Raw genomic sequence first — 16,280 nt, 5'->3', positions numbered from 1 at the left:
TGATATACATCACATCAAAAGGTGCGCCACCGGCTGGCGGCGATCACTCCGCCGCTGCGGGTTTCTTGGCGTTGAACCGCGCTTTCTTCTGCCGGTTCCCGCACGTGTTCATGTCGCACCACCGGCGGGTGCGGCTCTGGCTGGTGTCGAAGAACGCGGCCCGACAGGTCGGTGATGCGCACAGCGCCAGCCTCCCGTCCCGTTCGCCCGCGATGATGGCGATCGCGTCGGCGGCGATCACGCCGAGAGCGTCCTCCACGCCCGAAGACGCGGTGAGCCGCCATCGGCGCCGGCCTTCGGGGGTCAGCACCGCCGCGGCCCGGCCCCGGCCGCTGCGATCGTTGATGACCCGGACGGCGGCCGTGGGCAGCGGGTCGCCGATCGCGGCCGCCGTCGCGGCCGCGTGGATCGCTTCCCGCAGCTCCCTGGCCAGGTCGAACTGGGCGGCCGTGCAGGAGTCCACGGCGAGGCCGCTCACGGCCAGCCAGTCGACCAGCCGTTGCGGTGTCGGAATGCGCTCCACCGGGTCGCCGCGGCGTTCGGTCAGCGTCGCGGTGAAGCTGGTCGCCAGCTCGGAACCGAGGCGGAAGTCGGGGAAGCCGGCACGCATGGAACCACCTTAGCCGGTTGCCGTCGTCTTGGCGCCGTGTTAGAACCGTCTTAGCCGGTTCAACGATGGCCGAGGAGGTCTCATGTCCCGTTCCATCAGCGAAGTGCACCCGTTCGAAGCCCGCGCCACGGACGCCGACCTCGACGAGCTGCGCGCGAGGCTGGCCGCGGCGAGGCTGCCGGAGGCCGAGACCGTGCGAGGCGCCGCACCCGGCCGCCGCCGGTGGGACCAGGGTGTCCCGCTCGCCGACCTGGCCGGCGTCGTGGACTACTGGCGCACCGGGTACGACTGGCGGTCGTTCGAAGACCGCCTCGACCGGATCGGCCAGTTCCGCGCCACCGTCGACGGGCTGGGCATCCACTTCCTGCACCGCCGGTCCGCCCGTGCGGACGCCACTCCCCTGCTCCTGACGCACGGCTGGCCCGGCAGCATCGCGGAGTTCGTCGACGTGGTGGACCAGCTGGCCGATCCGGCGGACGCGGGCGCGCCGGCGTTCCACGTCGTGGTCCCCTCGCTGCCGGGCTTCGGCTACAGCGACAAGCCCGGAACCACCGGGTGGGGCACCGAAAAGATCGCGGCCGCCTGGGTGGAGCTGATGGGCCGGCTCGGCTACCCGGAGTTCACCGCCCACGGCGGCGACTGGGGCGGCAACATCACCACGGTCCTCGGCGGCCGGTTCCCCGGGCACGTCCTCGGCATCCACACGACGTTCGCGTCCGGCCCGCCCGGGCTGACCACGGACGGGCTGACGCCGCTCGAGCGCCGGTGGGCCGAGGAAACCCGCGACTTCTGGCAGCGCCGTGCGGCGTACGCGAAGCAGCAGGCGACCCGGCCGCAGACCATCGGCTACTCGCTCGTCGACTCACCGGTCGGGCTGCTCGCCTGGATCCTCGACAAGTTCGCCGAGTGGTCGGACACCGAAGACAGCCCGTTCGAGACGATCTCCCTCGACCGCGTCCTCGACGACGTCACGCTGTACTGGCTGACCCGGACCGGCGCGTCGGCGGCCCGCATCTACTACGAGAGCCACGACTCGCTCGACCCGGAACTCCGGATCGACGTCCCGTCGGCGATCACCATGTACCCCCGCGACATCGAGAAGTGCCCGCGTCCGTGGGCGCAGGAGCGGTACCGGCGGATCGTCCGGTGGCGGGCGCCGGAGCGCGGGGGCCACTTCCCGTCGCTGGAGGTGCCCGGGTACTTCGTCGAGGACCTGCGGGAAGGGCTCACGGCCGTGCTGGCCGCCCGGTGAGCATCCCGCGTGCGGGTTGCGAGCGACGGGCCGGGAACCTGCGGCGAGCCGCCTGCCGATCATCGCCGGGGCAACGATTTCCCGCCCCCGTTCCTTGATCATCCGGGCTGTTCCCCGAACGCGATAACGCCGGCCGGGGCCGCCGCGATGACGGGTGATCGACCTTGTCCAAAGGAGACAGATGAGAAAGCTGCACGCCCTGATCGTGGTCCCGCTCGTCGCGGTGCTGATGTGCTTCTCGGCGGGCTCGGCACTGGCCGCCGAGAACATCGGCATCTCCAAGACCGCGGCGATCCTCTCCGGCAGCCTGGAGTGGGACAGCTACCAGAAGTTCACCATCACGTCGTCGAAGCTCGTCGACAACAGCTGCGACGGGAAATCCGTCTCGTGGCGCATCCACATCTCCACCTACATCGACAAGTACAACTGGTGGGGCAAGGACCGCGCGAACAGCGGCGGTTGCCACTCGGAGACGACGTGGGCCGCGTTCTCCGGCGAGGACACCCGCGGGTGCGGCGTCTGGGCGGTGACCGTCCACGTCTACGCGGCGGGTTCCGACCTGGGCGGTGCCCGGACGTTCTACAACCCCTACGACGGCCCGAACTGCTGAGGTGGGCAGCGCCGGGGGCTCGCCTCGAGCCTCCGGCAGGCCACCGGCTCACCCCAGCCGCGCGGCCCGCATCAGCAGGTGCCGCCGCTCCGGCTCACCGAGCGTCCGCCGGGCCGCCTCGCGATAACCGGCGCGAGCCGCGTCGAGGTCGCCCGCGAGCTCCAGCAGGTGCGCCCGGACCGACACCAGGTGGTGGGAGGCGGAAATGCGCTCGTCGGCCGAGAGGGTGTCCAGCAGGGCCAGCCCGGCCGCGGGCCCGCGGACCTCGGCCAGCGCCACCGCCCGGTTGAGCGTCACCGCCGGGTTGGGGGCGACGCGCTCGAGGACCGTGTAGAGGGCCAGGATCTGCGGCCAGTCCGTGGCGCCGGCCGTGGACGCCTCGTCGTGGACGGCGGCGATGGCGGCCTGGAGCTGGTACGGGCCGACCGGGCCCCTCGCCAGGGCGCCGGTCACCAGCGCCACGCCCTCGGCGATGGCTTCGGCGTCCCAGCGCGTCCGGTCCTGCTCGCTCAGCGGCACCAGCGACCCGTCCGGTGCGGTACGGGCCGGGCGGCGGGCGTCGGTCAGCAGCAGCAGGGCCAGCAGCCCGGCCACCTCGCCGTCGCCGGGGACCAGCCGGTGGAGCTCGCGGGCCAGGCGGATCGCCTCGGCCGTCAGCTCGGCCCGCACCAGCCGGGTCCCCGACGTGGCCGTGTAACCCTCGTTGAAAACGAGGTAGACCACCTGGAGCACGACGCCGAGCCGGGCGGCCTGCTCGGCAGGTGGCGGGAGCGCGAAGCCGGCCCCGGCCACCTTGATGCGGTGCTTGGCACGGCTGATGCGCTGGGCCATGGTCGCCTCGGGCACGAGGAAGGCCCGGGCGATCTCGGCGGTCGACAGGCCGCCGACGGCCCGCAGCGTCAGCGCGATCTGCGACGAGGGCGTCAGGGCCGGGTGACAGCACAGGAACAGCAGCGTCAGCGTGTCGTCACCGGCTTCGACCTCGCCACCGGCGGGCGGGGTGCGGAGGGCGTCGGCCGCCTCCCGCCGCCGGCGGGCGGCATCGCCGCGCAGCTGGTCGGCGAAGCGGCGCGACGCCACCGTCACCAGCCACGCACGGGGGTTCTCCGGCCACCCCTGCACCGGCCACTGGGCCGCGGCCGCCGCCAGCGCCTCCTGGACGGCGTCCTCGCAGGCGTCGAACTGGCCGTAGCGGCGCACCAGCACGCCGAGCACCTCCGGGACCAGCGGCCGGACGGCCTGCCAGCCGGTCACGGCTGGACGGTCGCCTCGTGCATCAGCGGCCGGACCTCGATCCCCCAGTAGCGCGCCGACGGGGTGCGGGCCGCGATCTCCAGCGCCCGGTCCATGCCGTCGCAGTCGATGATCATGAAGCTGCCGAGGAACTCCTTGGCCTCGGCGTACGGACCGTCGGTCACCACCGGCGTCCCGCCTTCGGTGACCCGGACCATCTTCGTGTTCAGCTCGTCGGCGACGCCCCAGGCGCCGATCAGCTCGCCCGACTCGAACAGCTCCTGGTTGAGCGCGTCGGTCTCGCGGATGATCTCCGCCAGCGTCTCCGCGCCGACCGAGGTGAACGCTTCCTCGTTGCCGTAGATCAGCAGCATGTACTTCACGGGTCGGTCCTCTCTCACCGCTGCGCCTGCGCCGGCCCGACCAGTTCGCCGCTCGCGCCCCGGTCGTCCAGCACCAGCTTCGCCTGCCCGGTGACCGTGTAGCGCAGGTGGGTGACGCCGGGCGTGTCGACCACCCGGGTGGGGACCAGCTCGATGCCGTCCTCGGCGCCGAGGCCGAGGCCGGGACCGAACAGGTGCTGGCCGTCGCCGAGCAGCACCGGGACGACGTGCAGCTCGAGCTGGTCGAGCAGCCCGGCGGCCAGCACCTGGCGCAGGACCTCCCCGCCGCCGGCGATCGCCACGTCCTTGGCACCGGCGGCGGCCCGGGCCAGCTCGACGGCCCGCTCGGGTCCCTCGGTGACGAAGGTGAAGGAGGTGCCGCCCGCGCGTTCGAGCACCTCCCGCGGGCGGTGGGTGACGACGAACACCGGCGCCCGGAACGGCGGCTCGTCGCCCCAGGGCACCTCGCCGGCGTCGAACATGCGCCGGCCCATCACGTAGGCGCCGGCCGCGGCGAACGTCTCCGCGACGATCTCCGAGTCGATCGACGGCTCGCCGCCGTCGAAGCCCTGCCGCTCGCGCCAAGCCGCGGCGTCGACGGCCCACCGGGTGACCCGGAAGAACCCGGGTGCTTCCGGGCTCCGCATCCAGTCGGTGTCCCGGCCGGCCCGCGGGCCGGTGTAGCAGCCGTCGAGTGACACCGACATCTGGGCGGTCACCTTGGTCATCTTTCACGCTCCGTTCGTGGTGGCGGCCCCACCGGCCGCCGTTGCCCCTGAAGTCGGAGCCGGCCGTCCATTCTCGACACGCGCCGCGGAGAAAATCCAGCCGGCGCGGCGCGGTTGCGATTTCCCGGGTGGATCCCGGCCCGCACCGCCCCGGGGCCGCCGGATTCACCGGGTTCTCCCAGGACTTCCCAGGAACCGGCCAGACGGGTGCGCCACGCTCGCGGCATGACCATCGAAATCCGGGGCCTGACCAAACGGTACGGGCCCGACACCGTGGTGGACGACCTGTCGTTCACCGTCGCACCCGGACAGGTGACCGGGTTCCTCGGCCCCAACGGCGCCGGGAAGTCCACGACCATGAAGATGATCGTGGGCCTGGCCGCGCCGACGCTCGGCTCGGTCACCATCGGCGGCCGCTGCTACCGGGACCTGCCCGTGCCGCTCACCGAGGTGGGCGCGTTGCTCGACGCCGGGGCCGTCCACGGCGGCCGCACGGCGCACGACCACCTGCTGGTCCTCGCGGCGAGCAACGGTCTCCCCCGGCGCCGGGTCGGCGAAGTGCTCGCCCGGACCGGGCTGACCGGCGTGGCGGGCAGGCGGGCGGGCGGGTTCTCGCTGGGCATGCGGCAGCGCCTCGGCATCGCGGCGGCGCTGCTCGGCGACCCGCGGGTGCTGATCTTCGACGAGCCGGTGAACGGGCTCGATCCCGAGGGGATCCGCTGGATCCGGGGCTTCATGCGCGCTCTGGCGGCCGAGGGCCGGGCGGTGCTGGTGTCCAGCCACCTGATGAGCGAGATGGCGCAGACCGCCGACCACCTGGTCGTCATCGGCCGGGGGAAGCTCGTCGCCGACACCGCCGTGAGCGAGCTCGTGCGCGGCGAGGGCACCGTGCTGGTCCGCACGCCCGAGCCCGGCTTCGGGCGGCTGCTGGCCACCGCCGGGGCCGCGGTGCGGGCCGGGGCCGAGGCCTCGCTCGTCGTGTCCGGCCTGACGAGCGCCGAGATCGGGAAGCTCGCGGCCTACCACGGCGTCGCGCTCGCCGAGCTCACCCCGCAGCGCGTCTCGCTGGAGGACGCCTTCATGGAGCTGACCAAGGACAGCGTCGAATACCAGGGAGCCACCGCATGAGCGAGCTTGCGAGCGAATCACTCGACACAGCGCTTCCCGCTCAGGGCGCACCGAGCGTCAGCGAGGTGTGCGCATGAGCGTGCCCTTCACCCGCTCCGTCCGCGCGGAGTGGATCAAGTTCCGCAGCCTGCGCTCCACCTGGTACACCCTCGCGTGCCTGTTCGCGGCCGGGCTCGGCATCACCGCCCTGGCCGTGAACACCGCGGCGAAGCAGTACCCCGGTGACGAGCCGTGGGACCCGACCGGCCGCAGCCTGCTGTCGTACGTCGTCGCGCAGCTGGTCATCGGGGTGCTCGGCATCCTCGTGGTCACCTCCGAGCACGCGACCGGCCTGATCCGGACGTCGCTGACCGCGACGCCCCGGCGGCACCGGCTGCTGGCGGCCAAGGTGGTCGTGGCGGTCGCGGTCGCCGTGGCCGCGGGCCAGCTGCTGATGTTCGCCGCCTTCTTCCTCGGCCAGGCCGTCCTCGCCGCCCACGGCGTCCCGCACGCGCGGCTGGGTGATCCCGGTGTGCTCTCCGCCGTGGCCGGTGGCGGGCTGTACCTCGCGGCCATCGCGCTGCTCGCGGTCGGGCTGGGCACGATCGTGCGCGCGACCGCGGGCGCGCTCGCCACCCTGGTCGGGATCGTCTTCCTGGTCCCCGGCTTCGCGGGCCTGCTGCCGGCGTGGCTGCACGGCCTCCTCTTCTACTGGCCGACGCTCGGCGCGGCCGCGGTCTTCAAGACGGTGCCCGATCCGGACTTCCCGCACCCGTGGCTGAACCTGGCCGGGATGTGCGCCGGGGTCGCCGCCGTGCTGGCCGTGGCGTTCGTGCTCTTCCGGCGCCGGGACGTCTGATGCGGGAGGTGGGCCGGGGCCTGGTGGCGGCGGCCGCCGCGGTGCTCGCCATGACGGTGGTCGCCGCGGCCGGCCTGGTCCTGCTGGGTGCCGGCCGCGCCGGGGACCTCGGCGCGCTGACGGCCGCGGCCGTCGCGGCGGCCGCGGGCGGCTCGGCCGAGGTCGGCGCCGTCCCGGCCGGTGGGCTCCCGGTCGCGGTGCGGGGCGGCCTCGACGTGGTGCCGCTGGGCGTCTCCGTGGTCGGTGCGGTCGTGCTGGGGGCGCTGCTGCTGCGGCGGCGTGCGGACGGGTGGCTCGTCCGCGGAGCCGCGGCGGTGGTGGCGCTGGCGGCGGCACTCGCCGTGATCGCGCTGTTCGCCCGAGGAGCTTTGACGATCCCGGGCGGCGGCACGGTGGGCGGTGCCGGAGGCTGCGGACGAGCCCCGCGGCTGCCCCTTTCCGGCGGGTTCGCCGCCGGTTTCTCCGTGCCCGTGGGGCCGACGGTGCTCGGTGCGGTGGCCGGATCGCTCGCGGTCGTCGGCCTCTGCCGGCTCGCGACCCGGTTGCCGGCGGTGGCCACGAGTCTGCGTGCCGCCCGGTGGCCGGCCGCCGGGCTGGCCGGGCTGTGCCTGGCCGCGGCCTGGACCTTCGGCGGGGCCGCGGCGGCCGGGGGTGTCCTGCTCGCGCTCCCCCAGCTGGTGTGCGCGGCCGTGCTGCTGGGGCTCGGCGTGCCGTGGACGATCAGCTCCTCGGGCGGGTTCTCGTGCGCGGTACCCGCTGTGCCCGTTTCGCCGGGCGGCCCGCTGCTCGGGCTGTCGGCCGTGCTGCTGCTGGGCTGCGGCGTCCTGTTCGCGGCCCGGAGCCGCCGGCCCGGCGGACCGCTGCGCCGGGCCGCGGGCTTCGCGCTGTGGTTCGCTCCGGCGACCGGTGCCGTGCTCGCCGTCGTGACGCTGCTGTCGCGGATTTCCGTCGACGTCACCGTCGGCGCGTTCGGCTTCTCGCTGCCCGTCGCCGCCGTGCGGGTGGCGGCGAACCCGCTGCTGGCGTCGGTGGCCGGGCTCGCGGGCGGTGCGGTGGCGGGCTTCGCGGGCGCCCTGCTGGCCGACGGGATCTCCGTATCCTCGCGGGTATGGAAGCGATGACGTCCCGGCTGCTGGTGGTGGACGACGAGGCGACCGTCCGCGAGCTGCTCTCCGCCGCGCTGCGGTTCGCGGGCTTCCAGGTGACGTCGGCGGCGACGGCGGGGGAAGCCGTCGCCGCGGCCGCCGCGGAGCCGCCCGACCTGGTGCTGCTGGACGTCATGCTGCCGGACACCGACGGCTTCGAGGTGGTCCGGCGGCTGCGCGAACGGCACCCGGGCCACGGCGCGCCGGTGCCCGTGCTGTTCCTGACCGCGCGGGACCGCCAGTCCGACAAGGTCCGCGGCCTGTCCCTCGGCGCCGACGACTACGTGACGAAGCCGTTCGACCTGGCGGAGCTGATCGCGCGGATCCGCGCGATCCTCCGCCGGACCGCGGGCCACCCGGCGAGCGTGCTCACGGTGGGCGCGCTCGCGCTCGACGCCGAGGGGCACCAGGTGACGCGCGCGGGGCAGCCGATCCGCTTGTCGGCCACCGAGTTCCGGCTGCTGCACTACCTGATGGAGAACGCCGGGCGCGTGGTGTCGAAGGCGCAGGTCCTCGACCGGGTGTGGCGGGAGGACTTCGGCGGCGACGCCGGCATCGTCGACACCTACATCTCCTACCTGCGGCGCAAGGTCGACACCGGCGAACCCAAGCTGATCCACACCGTGCACGGCGTCGGCTACGTGCTGCGGGAGCCCCGCCGGTGAAGCGGCTTTCGCTGCGGTCCCGGCTGCTGCTGCTCACCGCGGGTCTGCTGCTCGCCGGCCTGACCCTCATCGGCACGCTGGTTTCCGGGCAGCTCGAGCGGTTCCAGCTCGACCGCCTCGACGGGCAGCTGCGTTCGATGACCGAGCTCATCTCCCGGGCGGCCGGGCCCCCGCCCGCGGTGAGCCCCACCGTGCGGCCCGACCTCGTCGACCCGGCGCTGGAGCTGTTCGGCACGCCGTACGTCGTCTACCTCGACGCGAGCGGCGCGGTGGCCGGCGGCCTGCACTCGTCCCGGGTGGACGGCGCGATCCTGCCGCCGATCGACGCCCTGCGCACGGTCCCGGCCGACGGGACGGCCGTGGACCTGGCCGCCGCCGACTCCTCGCAGCGCTGGCGAGCCGTCGCCCGGCCGGCCGCCCACTGGGGCGGGACGGTCGTTTCGGCCGCCCCGCTCGCCGAAGCCGACGCCACGATCGCCCAGCTGCGGACCAGCAGCCTGGCCACCGGCGCCGCGCTGCTCGTCGCGCTGACCGCGGCGGGCTGGTTCGCCCTCGGCCGGGGCCTGCGGCCACTGCGCCGGATCGAGCACACGGCCGCCGCGATCGCCGGCGGCGACCTCACCCGGCGCGTCCCGGACCTCGCGTCGCCCGGCACGGAGCTCGGGCACCTGGCGGCGTCGCTCAACACCATGCTCGGCCAGCTCGAACGGGCCTTCGCCGACCGGGCCGCGTCCGAGGCGCGGATGCGCACGTTCGTCTCCGACGTCAGCCACGAACTGCGCACCCCGCTGTTCGGCATCAAGGGGTCCACCGAGCTCTACCGGATGGGAGGGCTGACCGGACCGTCCGATGTGGACGCAACGATGCGTCGCATCGACCGGGAAGCCACCCGGCTCACCGCGCTGACCGAAGACCTGCTGCTGCTCGCCCAGCTCGACGAGGCACCCGACGAGCAGCTCGACCGGGCCCCGATGGACCTGCGCACCCTGGCCGGCGACGCCCGCCACGACCTGCGCGCGCTCGACCCCACCCGCCCCGTTTCCCTGACGGGGCCAGGGGGCGACGGCCCGCCCGGCCCGGCGCCGGTCGACGCCGACGAGGCCCGGCTGCGGCAGGTCGTCACCAACCTGGTGGGCAACGCCGCCGCCCACACGCCCCCGGGCACGCGTGTGCGCATCGGCGTCGGCACGGTGGCCGGGCGAGCGGTGCTCGAGGTGGCCGACGAGGGCCCGGGCATGACGGCCGGGCAGGCGAGCCGCGTCTTCAACCGCTTCTACCGGGCCGACCGCTCACGGACGCGCACCCCCGGCGCCGACGCCGGCCTGGGCCTCGCCATCGCCCGCTCACTGGCCCGCGCCCACGGCGGCGACGTCGAACTGGAGACCGCGCCCGGGGCAGGCGCCTGCTTCCGGCTCGCGTTGCCGTTGCCGGAGAACGGGTTCACGGGCTGAGCCGAACATCGCGAAAGCGGGTTCGCCGGGCTAGGCTCGGAGTTCTCCGGCAGTTACGGTCAAAGCGGCCCCAGGGAGCTACCGAAGTGGACGAGACGCCCGACATAGTTCGCCCGCCCGCCGAGCTCAGCGCCGCCCTCGCGGCCATCGGCAGCGCGACCGCCAGCGGTGAACTCAGCCGCATGGGCATCCGCAGCGCATTCATCAGCGGCCCGGTGTCGGTGACGCCCGGCGTGCGCGTCGCCGGCCCCGCGCTGACGCTGCAGTTCCTGCCCAAACGGGAGGACCTCTACCCGGTCGACGAGTACGAGGAACCCGAGAAACAGCTGCACCGCCACGTCATGTACCACACGCAGCCGGGCGACATGATCGTCGTCGACGCGCGGGGGGACATGAGCAGCGGCGTGTTCGGCGAGATGATGCTGACCTACTTCAAGGGCCGCGGCGGCGCCGGCGTCGTCGTCGACGGGTGCCTGCGGGACACCGGTGAAGCCAAGAAACTCGGCCTGGGGCTGTGGATCCGCGGCGCCACCCCGAACTTCCACGCCCAGACCGGCATCGTCCCGGCCGCCGTCAACGTACCGGTGGCCTGCGGCGGCACGCTCGTCGAGCCGGGCGACATCATCGTCGCCGACGACGACGGAGCCGTCGTGGTGCCGGTCAAGCTCGCGCCCGCTCTGGTGGAGCACGCCCAAGAGCACGCGGAATGGGAGGAGTTCTCCCGGATCCGCCTGTCCGAAGGCGGCGACCTGCGGCGGTACTACCCGCTCTCCGACGAGGCCCGGCCCGAGTACGAACGGTGGCGTGCCGAACAGGGCCGGGGCTAGGGCCCGGCCCTGTCCGGCACCGCGGTGGGCTTCGGCTCGGCGCGCGAAGCCCACCGCGAGACCCCTAGTGGTCGTTGAAGTAGTAGTGCTGGCTCGAGTGCTGGTAGTTCGGGCCCAGGTAGATCCCGACGCCGATGTTCCAGTTCTCCGGGAGGTTGTGCGTGCCGCCATCGGACGCCCTGGCCGTGTCACAGGATCCCAGTCCGCCGGAGGCGGTGAGCGTGTAACGCATGTCGTAGGCGCCCGGAACGGAACTCTCCTCGACGGAGATCGTGGCCCGCGGCGCGAGCCCGTCGGCCGCCGTGTCGCAGAGGGAGACGACGTCGCCGTTCTCTTCGATGTAGATGGTGCCACCCTTGGCGGCGTCCGTGGTGGTCCACGTGTGGTCCCAGCTGCCGCCGGGCGGGTCCACCTGCGCCGACGCCGACGTCGCGGTCAGGAGTGTCCCGCCGGCGACCAACGCGGCCGTCGCGGCCACGGCCGCGATCTTGTTACGCATCGTATGACTCCGTTCTCATGCTGGCACAGGGAAATCCGGGCGAGCTGTGCTACGCCGAAGGAAATCCGTCCCGGTGCCGACCCCAGTTACCGAGAGCGCCGCGAAGACGCTCTCGCCAGGCCGAACCTGTCAGCCGCGGCTGGACGGCGTCAAGCGACCGCGCAACGTTTTACCCCTGCTCGAAGCGTCTCCGGCCGTGGCTCGAGTACTAGCTCCACAGCCGGTCGTGGCTCGACTCGGTGTCCCAGTGCGTCGTCTCGGCGAAGAACACCGGGTCGCGGGGGTCGAGGTGGCGGCGCAGCAGTTCCTCGTTGAGGTCGCCGAAGCCCAGACCCGGCGTGTCCGGCACGGTGATGTGGCCGTCCTCGATCAGGGGGCCGGTGACGAGGTCGCTCCAGAACTCGACGTCCGCCGCGTGGTGTTCGAGGGCGAGGAAGTTCTCCGTGGCCGCCGCCAGGTGCACGCACGCCATCGTCGCGATCGGTGACGCCGCCAGGTGCAGCGCCATCGCGATGCCGCGCTCCTGCGCGTGGTCGCCGATCCGCTTGGTCTCCGCGATCCCGCCCGCCGTGGCCGGGTCGGGGTGCACGACGCGGATGGCGCCGGCGTCCAGCAGCGGCCGGAAGCCGTCGAGCAGGTAGATGTCCTCGCCCGTGCACGTCGGGACGGCGACCGCCGCGGTGAGCCGTCGCCACTGGTCGGTCAGCTGCCACGGGATCAGGTCCTCGATCCACGCCAGGGTGAACGGCTCGAGCGCGCGGCCGATCCGGATGCCGGAGTCGAGGGCGATGTGACCGAAGTGGTCGGCGGCCAGCGCGACGTCGTAGCCGACCACCGAGCGCACGATGTCCACATAGGACACCAGGTGGTCGATGCCCTTCGCGGTGACCTGGATGCCGGTGAACGGGTGCATCGTCGTGACGTCCGCGCGGGCGCCCGGGGGCGCGATGAGCGCCCCCGGCACGTCCCACAGCAGATCGACGCCCACGTCCATCTTCAGCATCGTGAACCCGCGCTGCTTGCGCTCCAGCAACCGGGCACCCAGGGCGTGCGGGTCCGGCAGCGACGGTGTGTCCGCGTAGCAGCGGACCTCGTCCCGGAACCGGCCCCCGATCAGCGCGTACGCGGGCACGCCGTACGCCTTCCCCGCCAGGTCCATCAGCGCCATCTCGACGCCGGACACCCCGCCGCCCTGGCGGCCGTGGTGGCCGAACTGCTTGATCTTGCGGAAGATCTTGTCGACGTTGCAGGGGTTCTCCCCGATCAGCCTGCTCTTGAGCACGAGCGCGTAGGTGGCACTGGCCTGGTCGCGCACCTCGCCGTAGCCGGCCAGCCCCTGGTTGGTGTCGATCCGGATGATCGACGAGCGGAACGGCACCCCGGCCAGGTTGGCCACCCGCAGGTCGGTGATCCGCAGGTCGCTCGGCCGGGAGGCCGTCGGGACGTGCTCCTCCGTGATCATCCCTTCACGGCCCCCGCGGTCAACCCCTCGGTCAGGAACCGCTGCCCGAACGCGTACATGAGCACGACCGGGACGCTGACCAGGAGCGAGGCCGCGGCCAGCTGCCCCTGCGGCACGACGTCGCCGAAGATCATCGACTGCATGCCGACGGGCAGGGTCTTGTTCTCGTCCTTGGTGATGAACACGAAGGCGAACAGGAACTCGTTCCACGCGTTGGTGAGGGTGAACAGCGCGACCGCGAGCAGACCCGGCTTGGCCAGCGGCAGCACGATCCGGCGGAACGCGCCGAACCGCGTGCAGCCGTCGACCAGCGCGGCTTCCTCGAGGTCGGCCGGGATCGACTTGAAGTAGCCGACCAGCAGCCAGGTCGCGAACGGCAGGGTGAACGTCGGGTAGGCGAGCACCAGCGACCACAGCGAGTCGTTGAGCCCGATCCCGCTCATCAGCTGGTACAGCGGGATGAACAGCAGCGCGCCCGGCATCACGTAGGTGAGCAGGATCGTCACCGTGAAGCTCTCCGAACCCCGGAACTTCAGCCGGGCCAGCGCATACCCCGCCAGCGCCGCGCAGACCAGGGCGATCACCGTGGACGCGACCGACACCAGGATCGTGTTGACGTACCAGGTGCCGAACGCCCGCCCGGTGAACAGGTTGGTGAACTGCTCGGTGGTCCACGGCGTCGGCCAGAGGTCGTCGGTGCGCGCGACGATCTGGTCGTCGGACTTGAAGGCCGTGACGGTCATCCAGTAGAGCGGGGCCAGCACGAAGGCCAGCAGCGCCACCAGCGCCACGCCCAAGCCGGTGCCGCCGGCCAGGCGGGCGCCCAGCCGGTTGCCCCGGGTGGCGAACCCGGAGACGACCCGGCCGACGATGGCCGCCAGCACCACGAAGGCCCCCAGCACCAGTGCGGCCTTCCAGACGATGTGCGGCGACGCCCAGACCAGGATGAGCGCCGAGGCCGCGACGATCACCCACGGCAGCGCCCGGCGCTGGGCCGGGCTCAGCCGCCGTCGCCCGAGGTCGGCCGCGCCCGGCAGGTCGCTCCGGCGCATCAGCCGCACGAGGATCACCACCAGGACGGCGATGACCGGCAGCATCACCAGCGTGACCGCCGCGCCCGCGCCCGGCTGCAACTGCTGGATGGCCTTCGAGTAGGCCACCATCACGTACGGCGCGGTGGCGTCCCCCGGCCCGCCCTGGGTCATCAGCCAGATCAGGTCGAAGTTGTTGAACGTCCAGATCGACGACAGCAGCACCGTCACGATCATCACCGGACGCAGCCCCGGCAGCGTGATGTGCACGAAGCGCTGCCACGGCGAGGCGCCGTCCACCATCGCCGCCTCGTGGAGGTTGCCGTCGATGGCCTTGAGCCCGGCCAGGAACGTCACGGTGAAGAACGGGATGCCCTTCCAGACGTTGACCAGGATGACCGACGGCATCGCGAGCGCGGGATCGGACAGCCACTCCGCGGGCCACTTGTCGACCAGCCCGATGGCGGCGAGGCCGGGCCCGACCCCGGATTCGGTGAGCAGGACGTTGACGCTGCCGAAGATCGGGTCGAGCAGCGACCGCCAGGTGAAGCCCGTGACGACCGTCGGGATCACCCACGGCAGCAGGATCACCCCGGCGATGACCGCCCGGCCGCGGCGCAGGTGGTGCAGGATCAAGGCCGCGACGAGCCCGAAGGTCACCTTGAAGATCTCGGCGTAGGCGGTGAAGACGAACGAGTTGAGCACACCGTGGTGGAACACGGCGTCGTCGGCGAGGGCGGCGTAGTTGTCCAAGCCGACGAAGACCGTCTCGCTACCGTGGCGCTCGGTGGCGCTGGTGAAGACCGAGCTGACGATCGGGAACAGGATCAGGCCGGCGACCAGCAGCAGCGTCGGCCCGATGAACACCGCGGCCAGCCGCCAGTCGCGGCCGAACAGCCGCTGCGCACCAGTGAGCGAGGACGACCCGCCCGGCGCCCGGGTGGCGGGCGCCGGCCGTGTCGCCGGCGTACGCAGGACCGTCATTGCTTGTAGCCCTGCTGCTCGAAGATCTGGACGATCTTGCCGTGGGTCGCGGCGACGGCCTCGGCAGGCCGGGTGCCCTGGATGACCGACTGCATCATGTCGGTCAGCAGGTAGGCGGCGGTGGCGGCCTGCTCGCCGGGGCTCGGGGCCTGCGGGAAGGCGTACCCGGTCCTGGTCTTCACCGGCAGCGGCGCGCGCGTCTGCTCCCGCAGCGCGGCGAAGGCGGGATCACCGGTGGTGTAGTACGGGTCGGAGTCCCACACCTTCGTCCACGAAGGATTGACCAGGCACGGTGCTTCCTTGGCGACGCCGAGCAGGGCGCTCCCGCCCGCCATGAACTTCGCGACCAGCTTGGCGAGGTCGGGGTTCTTCGCGCCCTTGAACACGACGAACGAGTTGGACTCGCCGAACGCGAGCGGCCGGTCGAGCGCCGGCCCGGTGGCGCCGTTGAACACGTGCGTGTTGCCGTAGACCGGGTTCTTCTTGGTCTTCGAGTCGGCGTAGACGCTGAACTGGTTGAGCGTCAGCCCCAGGATCTGCGCCAGCCAGTTCTCGTTGTTGCTCGAGTCGGTCCAGCTGCCGATCCCCGGTGGCAGCATCGGCGCGTACTTCGGGTTGGTGTAGATGTCGCCGATGAACGCGACGGCTTCGACGGTTTCCGGCGAGTTGAACACGACCTTCGTGCCGGTGTTGTCGGCGATCGCCCCGCCGTAGCAGTTGATGACGTTGGCGATGAAGCCGTTGGCGTCACCGGACCGGTTCACCGTGAGCCCCCAGCCGAAGCGCCGCTTCGCCGGGTCGGAGACCGCCAACGCGTTGTCGCGCAGCTCTTCCCACGTGTAGTAGGGCTTGAGCGGAAGTCCTTTCTCTTGGTACCAGTCCTTGCGCAGGTACATCCCGGTCGCGATGAAGTGGTACGGGATCGCGAACCAGCGGCCGTCGAACACGCAGTAGTTGCCGGCCTCGGTCGCCGGTTCCCCGTACAGCGCCTTCATCTCCGTCACCACGTCGGTGACGTCGGTGAGGGCACCGAGGTTGTGGAGCTGGCCGACGAACCGGCGGTCGCTCACGAACGCCAGATCCCGGCTGGTGCCCGCCTTCACTTCGGCGTCCATCTTGGCGACCATGTCGCCGGCGTCGCCGGACACCAGGTCGTTGCGGATCGTGGTGCCGGTGGCCTGTGCGAACACCTGCAGCGACTTGTCCAGCGCCTTGTTGGCCGCCTCCGCGTACAGCTTCTGCGAAAGCATTCCCACCGACCCGCCGCGCAGCTTGGCGGCTTGATCGAGCAGCGCCTTGGGCACTTGGACGTCGACCTGCGGCGCGGGGGCGGGACTGCTGCCGCACCCGGCCAGCCCGAGCACGCCCAGCGCGCTCGCCCCGAGGAAGGTCCGTCTCGACAGGCCGGATTTCTGATCCATGACAACTCCTCTC

Annotated in this window: 16 protein-coding genes; 8 read left to right on the top strand and 8 right to left on the bottom strand. The window is 72.4% G+C overall.

What is annotated here, in order from left to right; genetic code table 11:
• Positions 1-43: 43 nt before the first annotated feature.
• Positions 44-610 carry a CGNR zinc finger domain-containing protein gene (locus ACWEGE_RS07535; RefSeq protein ID WP_449659610.1) on the bottom strand — a complete coding sequence of 189 codons (567 nt, stop codon included), beginning with the start codon at positions 608-610 and terminating at the stop codon, positions 44-46.
• An 82-nt stretch (positions 611-692) separates the two neighbouring features.
• Between ACWEGE_RS07535 and ACWEGE_RS07530 the strand changes: the two genes are divergently transcribed.
• Together ACWEGE_RS07530 and ACWEGE_RS07525 are read left to right on the top strand one after the other, a co-directional pair.
• Positions 693-1,862: an epoxide hydrolase family protein gene (locus tag ACWEGE_RS07530; protein ID WP_449659609.1), complete on the top strand. Its 1,170-nt coding sequence runs from the start codon at positions 693-695 to the stop codon at positions 1,860-1,862.
• 181 nt (positions 1,863-2,043) lie between these two features.
• A complete protein-coding gene (locus tag ACWEGE_RS07525; RefSeq protein ID WP_449659608.1) occupies positions 2,044-2,472 on the top strand; it encodes a hypothetical protein in 429 nt (142 codons plus the stop codon).
• Positions 2,473-2,520: 48 nt separating this feature from the next.
• Here ACWEGE_RS07525 and ACWEGE_RS07520 read toward each other — a convergent pair whose 3' ends face one another.
• From ACWEGE_RS07520 to ACWEGE_RS07510, 3 genes are read right to left on the bottom strand one after another with little or no spacing between them, the layout of a single operon-like run.
• A complete protein-coding gene (locus ACWEGE_RS07520; RefSeq protein WP_449659607.1) occupies positions 2,521-3,726 on the bottom strand; it encodes an RNA polymerase sigma factor in 1,206 nt (401 codons plus the stop codon).
• Positions 3,723-4,079, bottom strand: coding sequence for a YciI family protein (locus tag ACWEGE_RS07515; protein ID WP_449659865.1), 357 nt, complete (start codon positions 4,077-4,079; stop codon positions 3,723-3,725). Before ACWEGE_RS07515 ends, ACWEGE_RS07520 begins: the two co-directional genes overlap by 4 nt.
• Positions 4,080-4,102: 23 nt before the next feature.
• Positions 4,103-4,816, bottom strand: a complete 714-nt coding sequence (locus tag ACWEGE_RS07510) for a dihydrofolate reductase family protein (protein WP_449659606.1) — start codon at positions 4,814-4,816, stop codon at positions 4,103-4,105.
• Positions 4,817-5,041: 225 nt separating this feature from the next.
• Here ACWEGE_RS07510 and ACWEGE_RS07505 point away from each other — a divergent pair, with 225 nt between their 5' ends.
• From ACWEGE_RS07505 to ACWEGE_RS07480, 6 genes are all read left to right on the top strand, one after another.
• Complete coding sequence (locus ACWEGE_RS07505; RefSeq protein ID WP_449659605.1) at positions 5,042-5,944, top strand: ABC transporter ATP-binding protein; 903 nt, start codon at positions 5,042-5,044, stop codon at positions 5,942-5,944.
• A 73-nt stretch (positions 5,945-6,017) separates the two neighbouring features.
• Positions 6,018-6,782, top strand: coding sequence for an ABC transporter permease (locus tag ACWEGE_RS07500; RefSeq protein WP_449659604.1), 765 nt, complete (start codon positions 6,018-6,020; stop codon positions 6,780-6,782).
• The gene (locus tag ACWEGE_RS07495) at positions 6,782-7,903 is read left to right on the top strand and encodes a streptophobe family protein (RefSeq protein WP_449659603.1); all 1,122 of its coding nucleotides are present in this window, start codon (positions 6,782-6,784) and stop codon (positions 7,901-7,903) included. The genes ACWEGE_RS07500 and ACWEGE_RS07495 overlap by 1 nt, the downstream gene beginning before the upstream one ends.
• Positions 7,900-8,592: a response regulator transcription factor gene (locus tag ACWEGE_RS07490; RefSeq protein WP_449659864.1), complete on the top strand. Its 693-nt coding sequence runs from the start codon at positions 7,900-7,902 to the stop codon at positions 8,590-8,592. The genes ACWEGE_RS07495 and ACWEGE_RS07490 overlap by 4 nt, the downstream gene beginning before the upstream one ends.
• Complete coding sequence (locus ACWEGE_RS07485; protein ID WP_449659602.1) at positions 8,589-10,043, top strand: sensor histidine kinase; 1,455 nt, start codon at positions 8,589-8,591, stop codon at positions 10,041-10,043. The genes ACWEGE_RS07490 and ACWEGE_RS07485 overlap by 4 nt, the downstream gene beginning before the upstream one ends.
• Positions 10,044-10,129: 86 nt before the next feature.
• Positions 10,130-10,870 carry a ribonuclease activity regulator RraA gene (locus ACWEGE_RS07480; protein WP_449659601.1) on the top strand — a complete coding sequence of 247 codons (741 nt, stop codon included), beginning with the start codon at positions 10,130-10,132 and terminating at the stop codon, positions 10,868-10,870.
• A 64-nt stretch (positions 10,871-10,934) separates the two neighbouring features.
• Here the strand turns inward: ACWEGE_RS07480 and ACWEGE_RS07475 are convergent, their stop codons facing one another.
• The 4 genes from ACWEGE_RS07475 to ACWEGE_RS07460 all read right to left on the bottom strand — a co-directional run bounded on the left by ACWEGE_RS07475 (position 10,935) and on the right by ACWEGE_RS07460 (position 16,267).
• On the bottom strand, positions 10,935-11,369 hold the full coding sequence (locus tag ACWEGE_RS07475) for a hypothetical protein (protein WP_449659600.1): 435 nt from the start codon (positions 11,367-11,369) through the stop codon (positions 10,935-10,937).
• 208 nt (positions 11,370-11,577) lie between these two features.
• Positions 11,578-12,831 (bottom strand): mandelate racemase/muconate lactonizing enzyme family protein, encoded by a 1,254-nt coding sequence (locus tag ACWEGE_RS07470; protein ID WP_449659599.1) that lies wholly within the window; start codon positions 12,829-12,831, stop codon positions 11,578-11,580.
• On the bottom strand, positions 12,828-14,846 hold the full coding sequence (locus tag ACWEGE_RS07465; RefSeq protein WP_449659598.1) for an ABC transporter permease: 2,019 nt from the start codon (positions 14,844-14,846) through the stop codon (positions 12,828-12,830). The genes ACWEGE_RS07470 and ACWEGE_RS07465 overlap by 4 nt, the downstream gene beginning before the upstream one ends.
• A complete protein-coding gene (locus ACWEGE_RS07460; RefSeq protein ID WP_449659597.1) occupies positions 14,843-16,267 on the bottom strand; it encodes an ABC transporter substrate-binding protein in 1,425 nt (474 codons plus the stop codon). Before ACWEGE_RS07460 ends, ACWEGE_RS07465 begins: the two co-directional genes overlap by 4 nt.
• Positions 16,268-16,280: the final 13 nt, after the last annotated feature.

It is taken from the genome of Amycolatopsis sp. NPDC004747, assembly GCF_053601335.1.
Note: the sequence above shows the minus strand (reverse complement) of the source record. Positions and strands in the feature narration are given on the sequence as shown.

Bases quoted from the DNA above. Each gene is read 5' to 3' on its own strand.
- ACWEGE_RS07535 (WP_449659610.1), bottom strand. From the start codon at position 610: ATGCGTGCCGGCTTCCCCGACTTCCGCCTCGGTTCCGAGCTGGCGACC.
- ACWEGE_RS07530 (WP_449659609.1), top strand. From the start codon at position 693: ATGTCCCGTTCCATCAGCGAAGTGCACCCGTTCGAAGCCCGCGCCACG.
- ACWEGE_RS07525 (WP_449659608.1), top strand. From the start codon at position 2,044: ATGAGAAAGCTGCACGCCCTGATCGTGGTCCCGCTCGTCGCGGTGCTG.
- ACWEGE_RS07515 (WP_449659865.1), bottom strand. From the start codon at position 4,079: ATGCTGCTGATCTACGGCAACGAGGAAGCGTTCACCTCGGTCGGCGCG.
- ACWEGE_RS07510 (WP_449659606.1), bottom strand. From the start codon at position 4,816: ATGACCAAGGTGACCGCCCAGATGTCGGTGTCACTCGACGGCTGCTAC.
- ACWEGE_RS07505 (WP_449659605.1), top strand. From the start codon at position 5,042: ATGACCATCGAAATCCGGGGCCTGACCAAACGGTACGGGCCCGACACC.
- ACWEGE_RS07500 (WP_449659604.1), top strand. From the start codon at position 6,018: ATGAGCGTGCCCTTCACCCGCTCCGTCCGCGCGGAGTGGATCAAGTTC.
- ACWEGE_RS07495 (WP_449659603.1), top strand. From the start codon at position 6,782: ATGCGGGAGGTGGGCCGGGGCCTGGTGGCGGCGGCCGCCGCGGTGCTC.
- ACWEGE_RS07490 (WP_449659864.1), top strand. From the start codon at position 7,900: ATGACGTCCCGGCTGCTGGTGGTGGACGACGAGGCGACCGTCCGCGAG.
- ACWEGE_RS07475 (WP_449659600.1), bottom strand. From the start codon at position 11,369: ATGCGTAACAAGATCGCGGCCGTGGCCGCGACGGCCGCGTTGGTCGCC.
- ACWEGE_RS07470 (WP_449659599.1), bottom strand. From the start codon at position 12,831: ATGATCACGGAGGAGCACGTCCCGACGGCCTCCCGGCCGAGCGACCTG.
- ACWEGE_RS07465 (WP_449659598.1), bottom strand. From the start codon at position 14,846: ATGACGGTCCTGCGTACGCCGGCGACACGGCCGGCGCCCGCCACCCGG.
- ACWEGE_RS07460 (WP_449659597.1), bottom strand. From the start codon at position 16,267: ATGGATCAGAAATCCGGCCTGTCGAGACGGACCTTCCTCGGGGCGAGC.